Raw genomic sequence first — 19,385 nt, 5'->3', positions numbered from 1 at the left:
GCGATATGAGCTCTTACGATTGTCTCGTCATCGGCGCCGGTGTCATCGGGTTGGCCTGCGCTTCGCGCCTGGCACGCTCCGGGCATAGTGTGCTGGTGGTTGAAGAGGAACGCTGGATTGGCTCGCATACGTCCAGCCGCAATTCGGAAGTCATTCACGCTGGCATTTACTACTCGCCTACCTCATTGAAGGCGCGTCTGTGTTTGGAAGGACGTGATTTGCTGTATCGCTGGTGCGAGGAAAATCACGTCGAGCATCGGCGGATCGGTAAGTTGCTGGTCGCGGTGAACCCAGATGAAATCGCAGCGCTAGAAGCCCTTCAAAAGAATGCGCTGCAGTCCGGTGTGGACTCGTTGCTGGAAGTCAGTGCGGCACAACTTCGTCAAATGGAACCAGCGGTCGCCGGCGTGGCAGCTTTGCTCTCGGTAGATACCGGTATTATCGATAGCCATGCCTACTTGCAGTCCTAGCTCGGTGATGCGCAACGACACGGTGCGGATCTGGCGCTGACAACCCGAGTCTCGCGTTTACAGCACAATGGCGGGAACTGGTTGGTGGAAGGGGATAGCTGCGGTGAGCCTTTTTCTGTGGACGTGCCGCGGGTGATAAACGCGGCGGGGCTGTTTTCCAGTCAACTGGCGTCGAACATCGACGGCCTTGAAGCGCGTCATGTACCGCAAACCCTGTGGTGCCGGGGGCGCTATTTTTCTTACAGCGGGCTGTCGCCATTTTCGCGTCTTGTGTACCCGATGCCAGAAGTGAATACGGCGGGCCTCGGAGTGCATGCAACGCTCGATATGGGCGGACAAGTGAGATTCGGGCCGGATGTTGCCTGGACCGATACCATCGACTATCAAGTCGAAGAAGTACTAAGAAGTGATTTTGCCATTGCGATCCAGCGTTATTTCCCGGGGCTTGATCCACATCGACTTACGCCAGGTTACTGCGGCATTCGCCCTAAACTCTCTGGGCCAGGACAACCCGCCGAAGATTTTCTGATACAAGGGCCACAAACCCACGGACTACCCGGACTGGTCAACCTTTATGGGATAGAGTCTCCCGGGTTAACTGCCAGTCTTGCCATTGCCGATCACGTTGCCAGGATCATTGATTGAGTCCCCCTTAATACCTATGAAGATTCTCGTTCTCTCTCAATACTTTTGGCCCGAAAGTTTCATTATCAACGACGTTGTGCGGACCCTCGATGAGCAAGGGCATGAAGTCGTCGTGTCTACCGGTAAACCCAACTACCCTGATGGTAAAATTTTTGATGGTTACAGTGCCAAAGGGACTCAGTACGAGCGCTACCTCGGGAATATCGATGTCCTTCGAGTGCCGCTTTGGCCGCGAGGCGAGGGCGGGGCGAAAAACTTGATACTCAATTATCTGTCGTTTGTATTGGCGGGTTTATTGTTTCTACCCTGGATGCTGCGCAAGCGGGAGTTCGACGCGATTCTGGTGTTCGCACCTTCGCCTATCTTGCAGGCAATACCAGCGATTCCACTGAAGTGGCTGAAGAAGGCAAAACTTGCTTTGTGGGTTCAGGATCTGTGGCCAGAAAGCCTCAAGGCCACTGGCTTTATCAGTAATCCTCATGCACTCAGGGCAGTGGGATGGTTGGTAAAAGGTATCTATCGCTTCTGCGATATCTTGTTGGTGCAGTCGCGTGCCTTTTTTGAACCGGTTTCGCGATACGCGGATCTGGAGAAAATTGTTTATTACCCTAACTCCATTGATGCTAATTCGCCTGTGGATCGGGTGCCTATTCCGGCCGAGCTTAGCGAACTACTGGAGCAGCATTTTTGTGTTGTTTTTGCCGGCAATCTGGGAACCGCACAGGCTTTGGATACGCTTGTGCAAGCAGCCGTGCACTTGCGAGATGATGCTCAGGTGCGGTTGGTCATTGTGGGTAGCGGAAGCCGCCTAGCGTGGCTCAAGTCCCAACAGCAGGCTCTTGGCTTGGGTAACCTCATTCTAGCAGGGCGTTTCGCGCCGCAAGCGATGCCGCAAATTTTTGAAAAGTCGTCTGCGCTGCTTGTTTCGCTGAACGACAACGAAGCGTTCGCGCAAACAGTGCCCAGCAAGATCCAAGGATATCTGGCTGCAGGTCGGCCGATTCTTGCAAGCATCAATGGGGAGGGCGCGCGGGTTGTATTAGAAGCGGGTGCCGGATTGACATCGGCGGCCGAGCAGGTGTTGCCGTTGGTGGAAAACATTCGCCGTCTGCAGGCGCTCAGTGTGGCCGAGCGTGAGGCCATGGGGAAGTCGGGTCGAGACTATTTTGACGTGAATTTTGATATGCCGTCTCAGGTGAAAAGCCTGGTTCGGTTATTGTCATGAGCGGTGTATTGTTTTTTTCTGTTTTTTCTGTTTTTTCTGTTTTGAGTGATATTAAGGTTTCTCTTGAATAATCTCTCTGTGGTTTTTAAAGCCTTTCCTGTTTTTCTAATTGGACTTATTTACTTTCCGGCTGCATTGCTCGGCTTGGCATTTTTTCATGATCGAGAAGCGGTTGAGATTTTATTTTTAATTGTGTTGTTTTCCTTTGTTTATGTCTGCTCTTATGTTTTTTTTCGAAAATATTTTTGTTTTTGGCAGAAAAGTCTTCTCATTTAATTAGTGTCTCGAATGTGTTTTGGTATCGCCTGTCGGTTGTGGCGGTTTTTATATACGCGGCGAGTCTCGGTTATGCCGTGTACCTAGCCGATGCTGTGCCTGTAATCGTGGCGCTCAAGGGCGGTACGTTGATGGAAATTGCGCAGGCTCGCGGCCAGTTTTTGGCGGGGTTGGAAGGTTATGAAAGTCTGCTGAGGTATGCGGTTTTTATCCTGGGGCGTTCTGTAATGCCTTTGATTCTGGTGGCAGCATTCGTCACTAAATCTACTCTGAGATATTGGCTTCTGGTGGCGCTGCTTGTGTTTTCAATGTTGTCATTGGAAAAAGCCGCGCCAGTCTTTATCTTCCTGCCGTGTATATTTTATTTTTTTGCTTCTAAGCGTTTGGCGAGTGTGCTTGGTTTAGCGATTTTGATGTTAGTAAGTATTGGTTTAATGACAATTATTGCGATGGGTGGGGTTGGGGAGTCTCAGTCGCGGAGCAATGGAAGGTTGGTTGAATATCCAGCAGCCCAGCAGGTCTCCGTACCTCCAGGCATGCCTATTCAAGAGGCTATGGGACTACCGGGTCGTTTCTATTTACCGAGCTTACTACAAGCTAGTGGCCTGTCTGGTTAATCCAATAACTCATTCCGAATTACAGCCAGCTTTGCTCGATGCACGGAGCTGATAATCGACTCAGCCGTTTTGCTCCAGCGGAACGGCTTAGCCGAATGTTCGTTATGAGCCTCAATGAAGCGACGTATCGCCGCTCTCAGGTCAGCCACGCTGCTGAAGGCATCACGATAAAGCGCCCGTCTTTCCAGTTGCGCAAACCAGCCCTCCACGGCGTTCAGCCACGAGGCGCTGGTCGGTGTGAAGTGCAGCTTGAAACGTAAGCGCTCCATAGACCCCACCTCCCTCTGGAGAGGTTTTGCGTTTTACAGTGGCGTCGTTGGTTGGCAGTTCCAAGGCAGCAGCGCTTCGTAGGCTTCAACGCTGTTGGCCAGCGGCAGGCGTTCGAGGACATGGCGCAGCCAGGCGTAGGGCTCCTGGCCATTGGTCTTGGCGGTTTCCACCAGGCTGTAGAGTTGGGCGCTGGCGGTCGCGCCTTTCGGCGTGTCGCTGAACAGCCAGTTCTTGCGACCTATGACGAAGGGCCGGATCGCGCGCTCGGCAGCGTTGTTATCGATCGGCAGGTGGCCAGCCTCGATGTAGCGTTCGAGTCGGCTCCAGTTGCTCGCCAGGTAGTTCACTGCTTTGCCCAGGGCATTCTGCGCCGTGACCTGCGGCTGGGTTTTCTCCAGCCAGGTCTTGAGCTGATCGAGGAGCGGTAGGCTGTGCTGCTGGCGGCCCCGGTAGCGCTGTTCATCGCTGGCATCCTTAAGTTCGCGCTCGATGCCGTAGAGCTTGTTGATCATCCCCAACGCGATGTCGGCACGCCCGGTTTTGCCCTTCGGTTGCACCTTTTGCGCTTCGACGAACTTGCGCCGCGCATGCGCCCAGCAGGCCAGGCGTTCAACACCTTGTTGTGCGGCCACGGCGTTGTAGCCGGCGTAATCGACGGTCATCAGGTAGCCGCGATAACCGTCGAGCAGGCGCAGCGGCACCTCCTGCGCGCGGCTGGTTGTGTAGTCGAAGAGGATCACCGGTTTGCCAGGCGGGCCACCGGTCTGCACCCACATCCAGGAGTGGCTGCTCGGATCGCGCCCAGGCTCCTTTAGCACCTGCACGCGGGTTTCATCGCAGTGGATCACCGGACTGTCCAGCAGCCTGTCGCGCATCAGGTTGAGCAACGGTTGTAGCAGTTCGCCGCACTGGATCACCCAGCGCGCCAGGGTCTGCCGGGGGATGTCGATGCCATGGCGACTGAGCATCTTTTCGAAGCGATACAGTGGGATGCCGTCGGCGTATTTGCTGGTCAGCAGCATCGCCAGCACGCTCGGGCTGGCCAGCCTTTTCTCGATCAGTTGGGCCGGTTTGTCAGCGGTGACCGGCGCGCTTTCGCAGGCCTTGCAGGCATAGGTCTTGCGAATGTGGCGGATCACCTGAACCTGCATCGGGATGATTTCCAGCTGCTCGCTGGTTTCTTCGCCGATGGCCTGCTTGCGGCAACCGCATTCGCAGGTCAGTTCGTGTTCGGGCAGTTCGTGGATGACCTCGACACGCGGTAGTTCGGCCGGTAACGGCTTGCGCTTGCCGCGGCGCTTGGTCGGCGCAACGACTTCTTCCTCGACCTCAGCGGCCGGAGCTTCAGCCGCCGCTTCGGCCAGGCTTTCCGCTTCGTTGAACATCTCTAGCTGCGGTGAATCCGGGTCGCTGCTCTGCTCGGATTTACGGCCGAACAGGCGCTGGATCAACAGCGCGTTTTGTTCGCGCAGGCGCTCGATCTGCCCATCCTTGTCCTTGGCCAATTCCTGCGCCGACGACAACACCTCAGCGAGCAATTGCTTGAGCGCGGCGGGGTCATCAGGAAGGGTTTCGGGCACAGAAATCATGCCGTGGATTATACCGGCTCAGGTGACGAACCTAGGGGTCAAAACCTGGTGCGGCCGGTTGCGCCACAGGTCGATACCGTCCAACAACCAGTTCAACTCCTGGGCCGTCAGCACGATCGCATCTTCGCCAGGTTCCGGATGCGACTTGAAGCGTTCAGCCTCCAATCGCTTGAGCCACAGGCAAAAGCCGTTGCGCTCCCAATACAAAATCTTCACCCGGCTGCGCGCGCGGTTGAGGAAGACGAACAGCACCGGGTCGAACACCGCCACCTTGATATCCAGCTCGACCAGGGCGGCCAGGCCATCGATGGATTTTCGGAAATCCACCGGCTTGGGGTATAGATAGACTTTTTCGACTTTGGCGTCGGGGCGCATCATGACGGCTGGCTCCAGAAAGAAATTGGAGCTCAGCATTGGCTGGCCTGCGGATCATTTGTAGATGAGGTTTATGGAGCGCTTACCTTGAAACGGGGATGCTTCTCCAGCCATTCCCTGACGGCAGCGGTCTTGTGAGTCGAGCTGTTGTCCAGAATTACATGCAGGTCCAGCTCGGCGGGGGTGCTGCGGTCGATCTGTCGAAGGAACTCCAAAAACTCCTTGGCCCTGTGCCGCTGGGTGATACGGCCGATGACCTTACCCGTCAGGATGTCAAAGTCTGCGTACAGACTGGCCGTACCGTGGCGCTTATAGTCATGCGTCCGCCGCTCAATCTGCCCGGGCTTGAGCGGCAGCATGGGCTGTGTGCGGTCCAGCGCCTGGATCTGTGTTTTTTCGTCAACAGATAGCACCAGGGCGTTGTCGGGCGGATTCAAATAGAGCCCGACGACATCGACCACTTTGTCTGCAAAGTGCGGGTCGTTACTGATCTTGAAGGTTTTCAACCGGTGCGGCTTGAGGTCGGCAGCAGCCCACACCTGTGCGACCTGCCAGATGCTGACCCCAGCGTACTTGGCCATCAACCGTAGGCTCCAGTGGGTAGCTTCGCGCGGGACTCGCTGGGTCGTCAGCGTCAGGATTTCCTTGATCTTCGCTTCGTTGAGCTTGCGAGGCGCTCCACTGCGCCGCAGGTCACTCAGCCCCTCCAGACCGGTCTCCTGGTAGCGTTTACGCCATTTGAAGACCACTGGCGCAGAGACTTGCAGCTGCTCGCTGATCTCCTTGGGCGTGAGACCGTTGGCCAGCAGCAACAGAATTCTGGCCCGCTGGCCGATGCTCTGAGGCAGCGATCCCATGCGTAACCAGCCTTGCAGCATGTCGGCATCACTGGGACTCAAGAAGAATGGGGCTGCTGGCCGGGCCATATGGGAGCTCAATTCATGGTAAGCGCTCCATAAACCTCATCTACAAATGATCCGCAGGCCAGCCAATGCTGAGCTCCAATTTCTTTCTGGAGCCAGCCGTCATGATGCGCCCCGACGCCAAAGTCGAAAAAGTCTATCTATACCCCAAGCCGTTGGATTTCCGAAAATCCATCGATGGCCTGGCCGCCCTGGCCGCCCTGGTCGAGCTGGATATCAAGGTGGCGGTGTTCGACCCGGTGCTGTTCGTCTTCCTCAACCGCGCGCGCAGCCGGGTGAAGATTTTGTATTGGGAGCGCAACGGCTTTTGCCTGTGGCTCAAGCGATTGGAGGCTGAACGCTTCAAGTCGCATCCGGAACCTGGCGAAGATGCGATCGTGCTGACGGCCCAGGAGTTGAACTGGTTGTTGGACGGTATCGACCTGTGGCGCAACCGGCCGCACCAGGTTTTGACCCCTAGGTTCGTCACCTGAGCCGGTATAATCCACGGCATGATTTCTGTGCCCGAAACCCTTCCTGATGACCCCGCCGCGCTCAAGCAATTGCTCGCTGAGGTGTTGTCGTCGGCGCAGGAATTGGCCAAGGACAAGGATGGGCAGATCGAGCGCCTGCGCGAACAAAACGCGCTGTTGATCCAGCGCCTGTTCGGCCGTAAATCCGAGCAGAGCAGCGACCCGGATTCACCGCAGCTAGAGATGTTCAACGAAGCGGAAAGCCTGGCCGAAGCGGCGGCTGAAGCTCCGGCCGCTGAGGTCGAGGAAGAAGTCGTTGCGCCGACCAAGCGCCGCGGCAAGCGCAAGCCGTTACCGGCCGAACTACCGCGTGTCGAGGTCATCCACGAACTGCCCGAACACGAACTGACCTGCGAATGCGGTTGCCGCAAGCAGGCCATCGGCGAAGAAACCAGCGAGCAGCTGGAAATCATCCCGATGCAGGTTCAGGTGATCCGCCACATTCGCAAGACCTATGCCTGCAAGGCCTGCGAAAGCGCGCCGGTCACCGCTGACAAACCGGCCCAACTGATCGAGAAAAGCCTGGCCAGCCCGAGCGTGCTGGCGATGCTGCTGACCAGCAAATACGCCGACGGCATCCCACTGTATCGCTTCGAAAAGATGCTCAGTCGCCATGGCATCGACATCCCCCGGCAGACCCTGGCGCGCTGGGTGATCCAGTGCGGCGAACTGCTACAACCGTTGCTCAACCTGATGCGCGACAGGCTGCTGGACAGTCCGGTGATCCACTGCGATGAAACCCGCGTGCAGGTGCTCAAGGAGCCTGGGCGCGATCCGAGCAGCCACTCCTGGATGTGGGTGCAGACCGGTGGCCCGCCTGGCAAGCCGGTGATCCTCTTCGACTACACAACCAGCCGCGCGCAGGAGGTGCCGCTGCGCCTGCTCGACGGTTATCGCGGCTACCTGATGACCGACGATTACGCCGGCTACAACGCCGTGGCCGCACAACAAGGTGTTGAGCGCCTGGCCTGCTGGGCGCATGCGCGGCGCAAGTTCGTCGAAGCGCAAAAGGTGCAACCGAAGGGCAAAACCGGGCGTGCCGACATCGCGTTGGGGATGATCAACAAGCTCTACGGCATCGAGCGCGAACTTAAGGATGCCAGCGATGAACAGCGCTACCGGGGCCGCCAGCAGCACAGCCTACCGCTCCTCGATCAGCTCAAGACCTGGCTGGAGAAAACCCAGCCGCAGGTCACGGCGCAGAATGCCCTGGGCAAAGCAGTGAACTACCTGGCGAGCAACTGGAGCCGACTCGAACGCTACATCGAGGCTGGCCACCTGCCGATCGATAACAACGCTGCCGAGCGCGCGATCCGGCCCTTCGTCATAGGTCGCAAGAACTGGCTGTTCAGCGACACGCCGAAAGGCGCGACCGCCAGCGCCCAACTCTACAGCCTGGTGGAAACCGCCAAGACCAATGGCCAGGAGCCCTACGCCTGGTTGCGCCATGTCCTCGAACGCCTGCCGCTGGCCAACAGCGTTGAAGCCTACGAAGCGCTGCTGCCTTGGAACTGCCAACCAACGACGCCACTGTAAAACGCAAAACCTCTCCAGAGGGAGGTGGGGTCTATGGAGCGCTTACAATTCATGACGATAGAGCGCGCAGTATACTGGCTCGGCATTGGATTAACGAATTTTACAGACAGTTCACTAGGCTTGGGTTTGAATCCACCCCAGTCGAAGCAAGTGCGGTATCCGGCAAGCTATTGGTGTTGTTCAATAGGATCGTATGGATTCCTTACATTACAGCTTATGACTGGCTTGGCTTTCACCGTACCGTTCTCAAGGGAGAGTTAACTTTGGGGCGTTCGGTTGGATTTGTTCATCTTCTTTTTGGTGAGCCTAAAATGCTCCTTGAGAAGATGGTTTATGTGTACGAGTTTGGAGCTTCGCCCGGCGGGGCCGGCGCATCCAATACCGTTTTCTTTGTCGATGCCAAACTAGCATTTGGATGGGCTGGTGTAGTGTTGTACTGCCTCATCTTCACATTTTGTGCGGCCTGTATATTTTCCTCTGGTAGTCGGGTCTTGATGGTGTCGAGTTTTGTTTGTTTCTTTATTGCATCTGTGAGCTCACTGACCGCGACTCTACTCAGTGGTGGACTCTTCATCTATGTGGTTCTGGCTTTTCTGCTTTTTGAAAGGCCCGCCGCCTCGACCGCTATTAGTCAAACTGGTGCTGATAAATGAAGCCAGGCATGGCGGTGTCTACATTAAAGACTGCCGTTGGGCAATTTTGCGGTCTGTTGCTTGGGGCAATTGCCGTCAAGTTGCTAGCGGTATTGGCGGGGCCTGCCGGTGTCGGTTTGTACTCGGTGTTGCGACATTTGCAGCAAATGCTCTCGTCAGTAGCGTCGATAGGTGGACAGAACGCGGTTGTTCAGGGCTTGAGCAGTCATCAGTGCGTAGCTAGGCGGAAGTTCTTTTTGTCGTCCTTCTATGTGTTTGTACTGGCCAGTCTTTTACTCTCGGCAGCCATATTGATCTTTGCGGACTTCATCGCTGCCTGGATTTTTGCAGGTGAGCATGCTTCTGCTATTCGCTGGCTGGTGATCCCTATTGTTCTCGGAGCAATGTTGTTCTTCTTTCGAGGCGTGCTGACTGCTGAAATGCAATTCGGTGCATTGAGCATCGTCACTATGCTGACAGGTCTTGGGGCAGCGCTAGTCGCACTGCCCGTTGGGCTAGTCTACGCTCGCGGATACCCCGATATCATGGTTCTGCTGCTTGCCGGTGGGCCTCTACTCGGGTTGATTGCTGCATTCATCTTCGTGCGGCGTCAGGGGTATTTTCAAGGTTTAACGGCGGTAGCGCCGAGTGGCGCTACCTGGAGCGCCGAGTGGCGCTACCTGGAGCGCTACCTTGCGGTTTTTGCGAGTTGCGTTGCCGTCATTACTGTCCTTGTTCCTGACGCTTGGCAGCGTTTTGATCGTGCGTAGTTACATTGTGCGGCTCTATGGACTGGAAGGCGCGGGGCAGTTCGATGCGGCCTGGAGTATCAGTGCCATGTATCTGGCTCTGTTTCTGACTTCATTGCAGAGTTACCTGTTACCTGAGCTTAGCCAGGTAGGTACCGGCGATGAGATGCACTCGGCGCTCGGCAAGGCGTTTCATTTTTCTCTGTTGATTTCCCTGCCACTGATTACCTGCCTGGTAGTCATGAAGCCATTGATCGTTTCCGTGCTGTTCAGTCATGAGTTTCTCCCCTCTCTAAATGTACTGCGCTGGGTCCTTATAGGTGACTTTGTGAGAGTACTTGGTTGGGTTATTTCAACGGCGCTGGTAGCGCGAGCTGATATGAAGGGCTTCGCGCTGGCTGAAGGCCTTTGGAGTATCATTTTTATGGCGATGTCGTTGTTGTTGTTGTCGCACGGGCTGGAGTGGGTTGGTTTTGCTTATTTGGTGAGTTATGTGTTCTACCTTGCATTCCTGACATGGCGTCTTTTGACCTGTTATGGCGTGTCGTTAGAAGGCAGAAGGCTTTTGTACTGGTTGGGTGGATTTATAATGGTGGTCCTCACCAGCTGGCTTTGCTGGAGCGATCGAGAGCTCTATTCCAGGAATCTCATACTTTTTTTTCTAACGTTACTGTTCAGTTTTCTGATCATGCGCTCTGACGAGCGACTCTTCGCTCGGCAACTGTTTGCGCGCTTTAAGCTCAAATTGGCTAGTTTTTCGGGGCGTCGTTAAGACAGTCCGAAGTTAAAGGATAGATATGAAGATCTTGATTCTTGGTATAACCGGCATGCTCGGCAGCGCCGTATTTCGCTCGTTCTCTGCCGATGCAGAGCATGAGACATGGGGCACCGTGCGCAGTGGTGCGGCGCTGCGGAACTTCCCGCAACAGAGCCAGGAGCGTCTGCTCAGTGGGGTGGACGTGCTTGACCAGGACGCGCTCGTGGCGGTGTTGGCCAAAGTACGCCCGGACGTTGTCATTAACTGTGTCGGGCTGATCAAGCAATTGGCCGATGCCAAGGACCCGCTGACTGCTCTGCCGATCAACGCGATGTTGCCGCATCGACTCGCGCGCCTCTGCGACTTGAGCGGTGCACGGCTGATTCATATCAGTACCGACTGCGTGTTCTCGGGTCGTAAGGGCGGCTACCTTGAGAGCGATCTTTCGGATGCCGAGGACCTGTATGGCAAGTCCAAGTACATCGGCGAACTGCACGATCTGCCTAACGCGATTACCCTGCGAACCTCGATCATCGGACACGAGTTGAACTCGAGTTACTCGCTGGTGGACTGGTTTCTGTCACAAGAAGGCAGAGTACGAGGGTTCTCCAAGGCAATTTTCTCTGGTCTGCCGACGGTCGAGCTGGCGCGGTTGATGAAGGACTTCGTTATCCCGCACCGGCAGCTCAATGGCCTGTATCATGTCGCCGCTAAGCCGATCGACAAGTTCCGGCTTCTCAGTCTGGTGGCTGTGCAGTATGGCAAGGCTATTGACATCCGGCCGGATGATGCACTGGTAATCGATCGTTCGCTGGACTGTTCGCGTTTCCGCGAAGCGACCGGTTATGTGGCACCCGAGTGGCCGGAGCTGATTCGGCGTATGTACGAGCAGCGCCGGTAATCACTCCGGTTTGCTGGTGAAAAGGAATCCACGCAGCCTCCGGGCTGCGTTCACGTTCTGGAAGGTTATATGTTCGACGACAAGGTATTGATGATCACCGGTGGCACCGGTTCCTTTGGCCATACGGTGTTGCGCCGCTTCCTCGATACCGATGTGCGTGAGATTCGCATCTTCTCCCGCGATGAGAAGAAGCAAGAGGATATGCGCATTGCCTTGGCCAACGACAAGGTCAAGTTCTACATTGGCGATGTGCGTGACTACGACAGCCTCAAGCAGGCTATGGTTGGCGTCGATTACATCTTCCACGCAGCGGCGCTCAAACAGGTACCTTCCTGCGAGTTTTACCCAATGGAGGCCGTGCGCACCAACGTCAATGGCACAGAGAACGTACTTAATGCTGCCATTGCCAGTGGCGTGAAACGCGTGGTGGTACTCTCTACTGATAAAGCTGTGTATCCGATCAACGCTATGGGCATCTCCAAGGCTATGTCCGAGAAGTTGATGGTGGCCAAGTCGAGGATGATTCCGGCCGGCGGCACCGTGGTCTGCGCCACCCGCTATGGCAACGTGATGGCATCGCGCGGTTCGGTGATCCCGTTGTTCATCGAGCAACTACGCAGCGGCGAGCCGCTGACCGTCACTGATCCCAACATGACGCGCTTCCTGATGTCGTTGGAAGACTCGGTCGACCTGGTGCTGCACGCTTTCGAGCATGGTGAACAAGGCGATCTTTTCGTGCAGAAGGCTCCAGCCTCAACCGTTGGTGATCTGGCCCTGGGTCTCAAGGAGTTGTTCGGTCGCGATAACCCGGTGCGGGTGATCGGTACTCGTCATGGCGAGAAGCTTTACGAGTCGTTGGTTTCACGCGAAGAGATGGCTAAAGCCGAGGATATGGGCCGCTACTACCGTATTCCTGCGGACAACCGCGATCTGAATTACAAGAAGTACTTCGTCGAAGGTGAGGAGAAGATCGCCGAGTTCGATGATTACACCTCGCACAATACCGAGCGCCTGGACATCGAGGGCATCAAGCAACTGCTGCTCAAGCTCGACTACATCAAGGAGCAGCTCGATGCTTAAGGTTATGACCCTGGTAGGGACGCGTCCGGAATTGATCAAAATGAGTCGGGTAATTGCCGAACTCGACCGTCAGGTTAATCACGTGTTGGTGCACTCTGGGCAGAACTACGACTATGAGCTGAACCAAGTTTTCTTCGATGACCTGGAAATCCGTAAGCCTGATCACTTTCTTGGCGCTGCCGGTGAAACTGCTGCACAGACTATTGCAGAGGTAATCGCCAAGGCTGATGCGGTGTTCGAGTTAGAAAAACCTGATGCGTTGTTGCTGTATGGCGATACCAATACTTGTCTTGCGGTCATTGCGGCCAAACGTCGGAAGATTCCCGTGTTTCATATGGAAGCGGGAAATCGTTGTTTTGACCAGCGGGTACCGGAGGAGCTCAATCGCAAGGTGCTCGATCACCTGTCTGACATCAACATGGTGCTCACCGAGCATGCCCGTCGATATTTGATCGCTGAGGGCATCCGCCCCGAGACCATCATCAAGACTGGCTCGCATATGCATGAGGTGCTGGACTATTACCGGCCGAAGATCGAGGCCTCTGACGTGCTTGCTCGTGAGGGGCTGGAGACTGGCAAGTTCTTTATTGTCAGCGCCCATCGTGAGGAGAACGTCGACACTCCAGATAATCTGCGCGATCTACTTGCTACCCTGCGTGCACTGGCCGATGAGTATGGTTATCCGCTGATCGTGTCGACCCATCCACGTACTCGTAAGCGTCTGGAGGCGCTGGGCGAATCACTGGAGCACCCGCTGATTCGCTTCTCCAAGCCATTCGGTCTTTTGGACTACATCAAGCTGCAGATGAATGCGTTCTGTGTGCTATCCGACAGCGGCACCATTACTGAAGAAGCCTCTTTACTCAACCTGCCGGCTGTGACCCTGCGCAACGCTCACGAGCGTCCAGAAGGCATGGACCAGGGCACTCTGATAATGAGTGGATTAAAGAAGGATTCGGTGTTGTCGGCGGTCAAGGTCATTACCAGTCAGCATCAACCCGGCTCGCGCCGTATTCCGCTGGTTCCTGATTATGAAGGTGGCCCGGTATCGTTGCAGGTCGTGCGAGTCGTGCTCAGCTACACGGACTATGTAAATCGTACTGTCTGGCACAAGGGCTAAAACCATGCGTGTTTTGCTTACGGGTGCCAGCGGTTTCGTTGGGCGCGCAGTGCAGGCACGCCTGCTAGTCGATGGTGTACATGAATTGCGCTGCGCCATGCGTCAGTTACCGCCTACTTCCCCGGCTAATTTTGATGTTTTCCTGTCCCCAGGGCTGGCCTCGGATGCGGATTGGTCGACGGCATTGGCCAATGTCGATGCTGTTATCCATTGCGCTGCTCGGGTGCATGTGATGAACGAGCAAGCTATTGACCCGCTTGCCGAGTTTCGTCAGGTCAACGTTGACGGCACTCTGCGGCTGGCTCGCCAGGCAGTGGAGGCTGGCGTACGTCGTTTCATCTTCGTCAGCTCGATCAAGGTCAATGGTGAGCAGACTTTGCCGGGGCATGCCTATTGTGCCGATGACGTGCCAGAGGCTGAAGACCCATATGGCATATCCAAATATGAGGCCGAAGAAGGGTTGAGGGCGTTGGCTGCCGAGACAGGGCTGGAGGTGGTTATTGTTCGTCCGCCGCTGATTTATGGTCCGGGCGTGAAGGCAAACTTCCACAGCATGCTGCGCTGGTTGCATCGCGGTATACCACTACCCTTTGGGGCTATCTATAACCATCGTAGTTTTGTGGCGCTGGATAATCTGGTGGATTTACTGGTGTTGTTTCTCACGCATCCTGCAGCAAATGGGCAGCGTTTTCTTGTGAGCGATGGTGAGGACCTGTCAACGACTGAGTTGTTGCGCCGCTTGAGTCATGCCTTGGGGCGCCCGGCCAGGTTAGTTCCTATTCCTCAGTTATGGATCGAGTATGGAGCGGGATTATTGGGGCAGCGCGCACTGAGCCAGAGATTATGTGGCTCGTTACAGGTGAATATAGATAAAACTCGCGAGTGCCTAGGCTGGGTGCCGCCACTTACTGTGGAGCAGGCACTGGCCAAAACAGCTGCACACTTTCTGGAAGACGCCCATTCATGAGTGTTCTGATCTTTAGTTTTTTAGTTGCTGTGTTGTCCTGGATATTGACAGCTTGGTTGCGGCGCTATGCGTTGTCTCGCAGCTTGATGGATGTTCCAAATGCACGCAGCTCCCATAGCCAACCTACGCCGCGGGGCGGTGGCATGGCTATTGTCGTGGCCTTCCTGTTAGCGCTGTGTATAGCTTTCTCCATGGGTATGGGAGTTCAAACTAAGTACTTTTATGCATTGAGCGGTGCTGGTGCGCTTATCGCATTGCTTGGTTTTCTTGATGATCATGGACATATCGCAGCCCGCTGGCGTCTGCTTGGGCATTTTACGGCTGCTGCTTGGGTTCTGTTCTGGCTCAATGGTTTGCCACCTGTGCAGGTACTCGGTCATGTAGTTGATCTGGGTTGGTTCGGTTATTTGTTGGCTTCCCTCTATCTGGTATGGCTGCTCAATCTTTACAACTTTATGGATGGTATTGACGGCATAGCCAGTGTCGAGGCGATTAGTGTTTGCCTTGGTGGCGCGTTGATGTACGGATTTCTCGGGCATTTAAATATGCTGCTCTTGCCATTGTTGTTGGCTGCGACGGTTGCGGGATTTTTGTTTTGGAATTTTCCTCCCGCGCGTATTTTTATGGGGGATGCAGGCAGTGGTTTCCTCGGCGTCGTATTGGGCATTCTCTCTCTGCAAGCCGCCTGGACCGACGCGTCATTGCTTTGGGGCTGGTTGATTCTGTTAGGGGTCTTTATTGTCGATTCAACCTTTACTCTTTTCCGGCGGTTGTTACGTGGAGATAAGGTTTATGAAGCCCACCGTAGCCATGCCTATCAATACGCCTCACGTCACTTTGGCCGTCATTTGCCAGTGACTTTGGCTGTCATTGCAATCAATTTCTTCTGGTTATTACCAATCGCGCTTTGGGTCGCCTTCGGTGGTGACGGCTTGTGTGCGCTGTTGCTGGCCTATACACCGCTAGTGATATTGGCTGTCAGGTTTCGAGCGGGCGCGCTGGAGCAAGTATGAGTTCGTTACGAACATTGTTAGTGCTTGGCGCGGGTGGGCATGGCAAGTCTGTTGCGGAGGCTGCCTTGCTGTCTGGTGAGTGGCAACGGGTCTGTTTTCTCGATGATCGCTGGCCGCAATTAGAGGTGGTCTGTGGCATAGATGTGATCGGTGATCTCGACAGTCTACTTGAGCCAGGCCTTTCAGTGGCTGGAGGTATTGCAGCTGTGGGTAATAACTCTTTGCGTAAGGCGTGGGTAGAGCGGATTAAAGCTGCAGGCATCGAGGTGGTCAGCATTGTGCATCCGCGTGCCTGGATTAGCCCATCGGCTCACATAGGGCAGGGGGTGGCTGTACTCGCAATGGCGGTAATTGGCACTGACGCTAGGCTTGGTCAAGGTGCAATCGTCAATGCCGGTGCGGTGGTTGATCACGATGTTTGCGTCGGTGACTTTGCCCATCTTGGGGCGGCGTCAATTTGGCTGGCGGTGTTCAGGTGGGAGCTTCGGCATGGCTGCAGGCCTGTTGTAGTGCAGGCTATGGTGTTAGTGTTGCATCAGGTGATGTGTTGCCCCGGGCACCGCATTGCAAGCCAGATAATAAGGAATGAATATGATTCGCCAGCGGATAGACGCTCTACGTCAGGGACTCTTGCAGTTACCGCGTCGACAAAAGCGGTTTTTGCAAGTGGTGACTGATGTTGCTCTGATCTGGTTGGCGCTATGGCTTTCATTTGCTCTGCGCCTAGGAGAATTGGATGCAGCCCAGCCATTTGACGGTCATGGTTGGCTTTTTCTCCTAGCGCCCATTATCGCTTTGCCGATCTTTATTCGTTTGGGTATGTATCGGGCGGTGATGCGCTATGTGGGTAATGATGCGCTGATTACAATTGCCAAGGCCGTAACGCTGTCTGCCTTGGTGCTAGCACTGGCAGCTTACTGGTATCGCGGGCCCAGTGCGGTGGTTCCTCGCTCTATGGTTTTCAATTACTGGTGGTTGAGTCTGCTGCTGCTTGGCGGCTTGCGTCTTGCTCTGCGTCAGTATTTTGTTGGTAGCTGGTTTGAGCTGAATGCCGGGAATATGCAAGCCGACGCTTTGGGTGTGCCAAAGGTTGCGATCTATGGCGCAGGTGCTGCGGGCAATCAATTGGTCGCTGCGCTGCGGTTGGGGCGGGCTATGCGCCCCGTTGCTTTTATCGATGATGACCCTGGGATTGCCAATCGGTCGATTGCAGGTCTGCGGGTGTATACGCCCAAGCACATAGACCAGATGATTGATGAGACCTGCGCCGGTGAAATTCTTCTGGCGATGCCTTCGGTTTCACGCGCGAGGCGGAGGGAGATTCTTGAGGCTTTAGAGTCCTATCCGCTGCATGTGCGCAGTATTCCCGGTTTTATGGACCTGGCCAGTGGTCGGGTCAAAGTCGAGGACGTGCAGGAAGTGGATATCGCCGATTTGTTAGGGCGTGATTCTGTTCCTCCGGAGCAGGTGCTGTTTGAGCGTTGTATCCGTAACCACGTGGTTATGGTCACCGGTGCTGGCGGTTCTATTGGCGCTGAGTTGTGTCGGCAAATCTTGGTTAACCAACCTGCGACGCTTCTGCTGTTCGAACACAGCGAGTTCAATCTATACAGCATTCATAGTGAACTAGAAGCGAGAGTCAGGCGTGAGTCATTACCGCTGCGTTTGGTGCCTATTCTGGGCTCGATTCGTAATGCATCGCGTCTTGCTGATGTGATGTGCACTTGGAAGGTCAACACTGTTTATCACGCGGCGGCTTATAAGCATGTGCCGATGGTGGAGCACAATATTGCCGAGGGCGTGCTGAATAACCTGATAGGGACGCTCAATACTGCGCAAGCGGCGGTCAAGGCTTGCGTAACCAATTTTGTGTTGATTTCCACTGACAAGGCGGTACGTCCGACCAATGTGATGGGGAGCACTAAGCGCTTGGCGGAAATGGTTTTACAGGCACTTAGTCGCGAGTCCGCCCCTGTGTTGTTTGCCGATGATGACGCCGTGCATCAGCTCAATAAAACACGCTTTACCATGGTGCGCTTTGGCAATGTTTTGGGGTCGTCCGGTTCTGTGATTCCGCTGTTTCACGAGCAGATTCGCAAGGGCGGGCCTGTCACGGTCACCCATCCGAATATCACGCGTTACTTTATGACCATCCCTGAGGCCGCGCAGTTGGTAATTCAAGCGGGGTCCATGGGCGAAGGCGGTGATGTATTCGTCCTTGATATGGGCGAACCGGTGAAAATTGCTGTGCTGGCCGAGAAGATGATCCATCTGAGCGGCTTGAGTGTGCGTTCAGATAAAACCCCAAACGGTGATATCGCTATCGAATTCACTGGTCTGCGCCCTGGCGAGAAGCTTTACGAGGAGTTGCTGATTGGCGATAACGTCAGCCCTACGGAACATCCTATGATCATGCGTGCTAATGAGGAGCACTTGCCGTGGGAGCAGTTAAAAGTGCGCTTGAGCGAGTTGCTGGATGCCGTTGGGCGTGATGACTATGAGCGCGTGCGGCAGTTGCTGCGCGAAACAGTCAGTGGTTACAAGCCAGAAGGCGAGATTGTTGATTGGATACATATAAAGCGTCGACTGGAACCGTAGGGTTTGCCGTAAGGCTGGTTGAGCGGGACCTGTGGGCAGGTTGGGGTTGATTCATTCAGCAACGCATAGGGTTATTTGACAAGTGCATTGCAGCAGCTAGTTTTCAGGGCGTGGAGAGGAAATCCCACGTCGATGAAAACTAACGAAAGGATGCACTACATGCTAAAAGCCAAGCTGTCTTCTCTGTTGTTCGCTGTTCTTGCTTCCATGTCCCTGGCGGTTTTCGCTGCTGAAACGCAGACTCAGCCAGCGCCCGCTGTTGAGTCAGCTGAAGTGGCTACGGTCGGTAAGATCAATCTCAATACTGCTGATGCTGCCACTCTGCAACGTGAGTTGCTGGGGATTGGTGAGGTCAAGGCGCAGGCGATTGTGGCTTATCGTGATGAGCACGGCGACTTTGCTTCGGTGGATGAGTTGCTGGAAGTTAAGGGTATTGGCGAAGCGACGTTGGAGAAGAATCGCGACAAATTGAGCATTAACTAATACGTTCAGTTGTTTTAATTAAGGCCGGTTATTAACCGGCCTTTTTGCTTTCTGGCGCTCATGTTTTTAATACGCATGCGCGTTATTTTGTAAAAATAGGGCTGAGAATTAATCGAGAGGCGCTTTATGTTTTGGTTGGCAGTAGCGGCAGATGCGGTGGTGGTTGTGCACCTGTTGTTTATTCGTAAGCGCTCCATAAACCGTAAGCGCTCCATAAACCTCATCTACAAATGATCCGCAGGCCAGCCAATGCTGAGCTCCAATTTCTTTCTGGAGCCAGCCGTCATGATGCGCCCCGACGCCAAAGTCGAAAAAGTCTATCTATACCCCAAGCCGGTGGATTTCCGAAAATCCATCGATGGCCTGGCCGCCCTGGTCGAGCTGGATATCAAGGTGGCGGTGTTCGACCCGGTGCTGTTCGTCTTCCTCAACCGCGCGCGCAGCCGGGTGAAGATTTTGTATTGGGAGCGCAACGGCTTTTGCCTGTGGCTCAAGCGATTGGAGGCTGAACGCTTCAAGTCGCATCCGGAACCTGGCGAAGATGCGATCGTGCTGACGGCCCAGGAGTTGAACTGGTTGTTGGACGGTATCGACCTGTGGCGCAACCGGCCGCACCAGGTTTTGACCCCTAGGTTCGTCACCTGAGC

The 19,385-nt window shown here is 55.0% G+C and carries 18 protein-coding genes and 3 pseudogenes; 17 read left to right on the top strand and 4 right to left on the bottom strand.

All coding sequences use genetic code 11. From position 1 onward, the window contains the following. The first annotated feature begins 5 nt into the window (after positions 1-5). The 3 genes and pseudogenes from BLW24_RS23795 (at position 6) to BLW24_RS23785 (ending at position 3,233) form a co-directional block, all read left to right on the top strand. A pseudogene (locus BLW24_RS23795) lies at positions 6-1,115 on the top strand (NAD(P)/FAD-dependent oxidoreductase). Positions 1,116-1,131: 16 nt separating this feature from the next. Next, the gene (locus BLW24_RS23790; protein WP_090387468.1) at positions 1,132-2,340 is read left to right on the top strand and encodes a glycosyltransferase family 4 protein; all 1,209 of its coding nucleotides are present in this window, start codon (positions 1,132-1,134) and stop codon (positions 2,338-2,340) included. A 245-nt stretch (positions 2,341-2,585) separates the two neighbouring features. Then, positions 2,586-3,233 carry a hypothetical protein gene (locus BLW24_RS23785; protein ID WP_139272743.1) on the top strand — a complete coding sequence of 216 codons (648 nt, stop codon included), beginning with the start codon at positions 2,586-2,588 and terminating at the stop codon, positions 3,231-3,233. Here the strand turns inward: BLW24_RS23785 and BLW24_RS23780 are convergent. The 4 genes and pseudogenes from BLW24_RS23780 to BLW24_RS23765 all read right to left on the bottom strand — a co-directional run. After that, positions 3,230-3,490: pseudogene (locus BLW24_RS23780) on the bottom strand (IS630 family transposase); the annotation flags it as partial. The gene BLW24_RS23785 and the pseudogene BLW24_RS23780 overlap by 4 nt on opposite strands. Positions 3,491-3,535: 45 nt before the next feature. Continuing rightward, positions 3,536-5,092: an IS66 family transposase gene (tnpC, locus tag BLW24_RS23775; RefSeq protein WP_090387464.1), complete on the bottom strand. Its 1,557-nt coding sequence runs from the start codon at positions 5,090-5,092 to the stop codon at positions 3,536-3,538. A gap of 18 nt (positions 5,093-5,110) precedes the next feature. Next, entirely contained in the window at positions 5,111-5,506 is a 396-nt protein-coding gene (gene tnpB / locus BLW24_RS23770; protein WP_244161054.1) for an IS66 family insertion sequence element accessory protein TnpB, read from the bottom strand. A 44-nt stretch (positions 5,507-5,550) separates the two neighbouring features. Further along, positions 5,551-6,393, bottom strand: a pseudogene (locus BLW24_RS23765) (IS630 family transposase); the annotation flags it as partial. Between the two features lie 65 nt (positions 6,394-6,458). Here BLW24_RS23765 and tnpB (BLW24_RS23760) point away from each other — a divergent pair. From tnpB (BLW24_RS23760) to tnpB (BLW24_RS23690), 14 genes are all read left to right on the top strand, one after another. Next, positions 6,459-6,863, top strand: a complete 405-nt coding sequence (gene tnpB, locus BLW24_RS23760) for an IS66 family insertion sequence element accessory protein TnpB (RefSeq protein WP_244161247.1) — start codon at positions 6,459-6,461, stop codon at positions 6,861-6,863. 18 nt (positions 6,864-6,881) lie between these two features. Beyond that, positions 6,882-8,438 carry an IS66 family transposase gene (tnpC, locus tag BLW24_RS23755; RefSeq protein ID WP_090375474.1) on the top strand — a complete coding sequence of 519 codons (1,557 nt, stop codon included), beginning with the start codon at positions 6,882-6,884 and terminating at the stop codon, positions 8,436-8,438. After that, positions 8,408-9,091, top strand: coding sequence for a hypothetical protein (locus BLW24_RS23750; protein ID WP_139272742.1), 684 nt, complete (start codon positions 8,408-8,410; stop codon positions 9,089-9,091). The genes tnpC (BLW24_RS23755) and BLW24_RS23750 overlap by 31 nt, the downstream gene beginning before the upstream one ends. Beyond that, entirely contained in the window at positions 9,088-9,840 is a 753-nt protein-coding gene (locus tag BLW24_RS23745; protein WP_139272741.1) for an MATE family efflux transporter, read from the top strand. Before BLW24_RS23750 ends, BLW24_RS23745 begins: the two co-directional genes overlap by 4 nt. Beyond that, positions 9,803-10,591 (top strand): oligosaccharide flippase family protein, encoded by a 789-nt coding sequence (locus BLW24_RS23740; RefSeq protein WP_167360436.1) that lies wholly within the window; start codon positions 9,803-9,805, stop codon positions 10,589-10,591. Before BLW24_RS23745 ends, BLW24_RS23740 begins: the two co-directional genes overlap by 38 nt. A gap of 25 nt (positions 10,592-10,616) precedes the next feature. Then, positions 10,617-11,477 carry a dTDP-4-dehydrorhamnose reductase family protein gene (locus BLW24_RS23735; RefSeq protein ID WP_090387455.1) on the top strand — a complete coding sequence of 287 codons (861 nt, stop codon included), beginning with the start codon at positions 10,617-10,619 and terminating at the stop codon, positions 11,475-11,477. A gap of 69 nt (positions 11,478-11,546) precedes the next feature. Continuing rightward, complete coding sequence (locus BLW24_RS23730; RefSeq protein ID WP_090387453.1) at positions 11,547-12,557, top strand: polysaccharide biosynthesis protein; 1,011 nt, start codon at positions 11,547-11,549, stop codon at positions 12,555-12,557. Beyond that, on the top strand, positions 12,550-13,677 hold the full coding sequence (wecB, locus tag BLW24_RS23725; RefSeq protein WP_090387451.1) for a non-hydrolyzing UDP-N-acetylglucosamine 2-epimerase: 1,128 nt from the start codon (positions 12,550-12,552) through the stop codon (positions 13,675-13,677). The genes BLW24_RS23730 and wecB overlap by 8 nt, the downstream gene beginning before the upstream one ends. Before the next feature lie 4 nt (positions 13,678-13,681). Next, positions 13,682-14,644 (top strand): UDP-glucose 4-epimerase family protein, encoded by a 963-nt coding sequence (locus tag BLW24_RS23720; RefSeq protein WP_090387449.1) that lies wholly within the window; start codon positions 13,682-13,684, stop codon positions 14,642-14,644. Then, positions 14,641-15,657 (top strand): MraY family glycosyltransferase, encoded by a 1,017-nt coding sequence (locus BLW24_RS23715; RefSeq protein ID WP_090387447.1) that lies wholly within the window; start codon positions 14,641-14,643, stop codon positions 15,655-15,657. The genes BLW24_RS23720 and BLW24_RS23715 overlap by 4 nt, the downstream gene beginning before the upstream one ends. Then, on the top strand, positions 15,654-16,334 hold the full coding sequence (locus BLW24_RS23710; RefSeq protein WP_208600210.1) for an acetyltransferase: 681 nt from the start codon (positions 15,654-15,656) through the stop codon (positions 16,332-16,334). Before BLW24_RS23715 ends, BLW24_RS23710 begins: the two co-directional genes overlap by 4 nt. Continuing rightward, positions 16,249-18,255, top strand: coding sequence for a polysaccharide biosynthesis protein (locus BLW24_RS23705; RefSeq protein ID WP_090387445.1), 2,007 nt, complete (start codon positions 16,249-16,251; stop codon positions 18,253-18,255). The genes BLW24_RS23710 and BLW24_RS23705 overlap by 86 nt, the downstream gene beginning before the upstream one ends. Positions 18,256-18,414: 159 nt before the next feature. Beyond that, complete coding sequence (locus BLW24_RS23700) at positions 18,415-18,738, top strand: ComEA family DNA-binding protein (protein WP_090387860.1); 324 nt, start codon at positions 18,415-18,417, stop codon at positions 18,736-18,738. Positions 18,739-18,987: 249 nt separating this feature from the next. Beyond that, complete coding sequence (gene tnpB / locus BLW24_RS23690) at positions 18,988-19,383, top strand: IS66 family insertion sequence element accessory protein TnpB (protein WP_244161054.1); 396 nt, start codon at positions 18,988-18,990, stop codon at positions 19,381-19,383. The last annotated feature ends 2 nt before the right edge of the window (positions 19,384-19,385 follow it).

The sequence above is a fragment of the Pseudomonas anguilliseptica genome, assembly GCF_900105355.1.
GTDB lineage: Bacteria > Pseudomonadota > Gammaproteobacteria > Pseudomonadales > Pseudomonadaceae > Aquipseudomonas > Aquipseudomonas anguilliseptica.
The sequence above is the reverse complement of the archived record's forward strand: the minus strand, read 5'-3'. Positions and strand labels throughout refer to the sequence as shown.

What these genes read in the sequence shown, in the direction of transcription:
- BLW24_RS23790 (WP_090387468.1), top strand. Translation starts at nt 1,132, where the DNA reads ATGAAGATTCTCGTTCTCTCTCAATACTTTTGGCCCGAAAGTTTCATT.
- tnpC (WP_090387464.1), bottom strand. Translation starts at nt 5,092, where the DNA reads ATGATTTCTGTGCCCGAAACCCTTCCTGATGACCCCGCCGCGCTCAAG.
- tnpB (WP_244161054.1), bottom strand. Translation starts at nt 5,506, where the DNA reads ATGCTGAGCTCCAATTTCTTTCTGGAGCCAGCCGTCATGATGCGCCCC.
- tnpB (WP_244161247.1), top strand. Translation starts at nt 6,459, where the DNA reads ATGCTGAGCTCCAATTTCTTTCTGGAGCCAGCCGTCATGATGCGCCCC.
- tnpC (WP_090375474.1), top strand. Translation starts at nt 6,882, where the DNA reads ATGATTTCTGTGCCCGAAACCCTTCCTGATGACCCCGCCGCGCTCAAG.
- BLW24_RS23745 (WP_139272741.1), top strand. Translation starts at nt 9,088, where the DNA reads ATGAAGCCAGGCATGGCGGTGTCTACATTAAAGACTGCCGTTGGGCAA.
- BLW24_RS23735 (WP_090387455.1), top strand. Translation starts at nt 10,617, where the DNA reads ATGAAGATCTTGATTCTTGGTATAACCGGCATGCTCGGCAGCGCCGTA.
- BLW24_RS23730 (WP_090387453.1), top strand. Translation starts at nt 11,547, where the DNA reads ATGTTCGACGACAAGGTATTGATGATCACCGGTGGCACCGGTTCCTTT.
- wecB (WP_090387451.1), top strand. Translation starts at nt 12,550, where the DNA reads ATGCTTAAGGTTATGACCCTGGTAGGGACGCGTCCGGAATTGATCAAA.
- BLW24_RS23720 (WP_090387449.1), top strand. Translation starts at nt 13,682, where the DNA reads ATGCGTGTTTTGCTTACGGGTGCCAGCGGTTTCGTTGGGCGCGCAGTG.
- BLW24_RS23715 (WP_090387447.1), top strand. Translation starts at nt 14,641, where the DNA reads ATGAGTGTTCTGATCTTTAGTTTTTTAGTTGCTGTGTTGTCCTGGATA.
- BLW24_RS23710 (WP_208600210.1), top strand. Translation starts at nt 15,654, where the DNA reads ATGAGTTCGTTACGAACATTGTTAGTGCTTGGCGCGGGTGGGCATGGC.
- BLW24_RS23705 (WP_090387445.1), top strand. Translation starts at nt 16,249, where the DNA reads ATGATTCGCCAGCGGATAGACGCTCTACGTCAGGGACTCTTGCAGTTA.
- BLW24_RS23700 (WP_090387860.1), top strand. Translation starts at nt 18,415, where the DNA reads ATGCTAAAAGCCAAGCTGTCTTCTCTGTTGTTCGCTGTTCTTGCTTCC.
- tnpB (WP_244161054.1), top strand. Translation starts at nt 18,988, where the DNA reads ATGCTGAGCTCCAATTTCTTTCTGGAGCCAGCCGTCATGATGCGCCCC.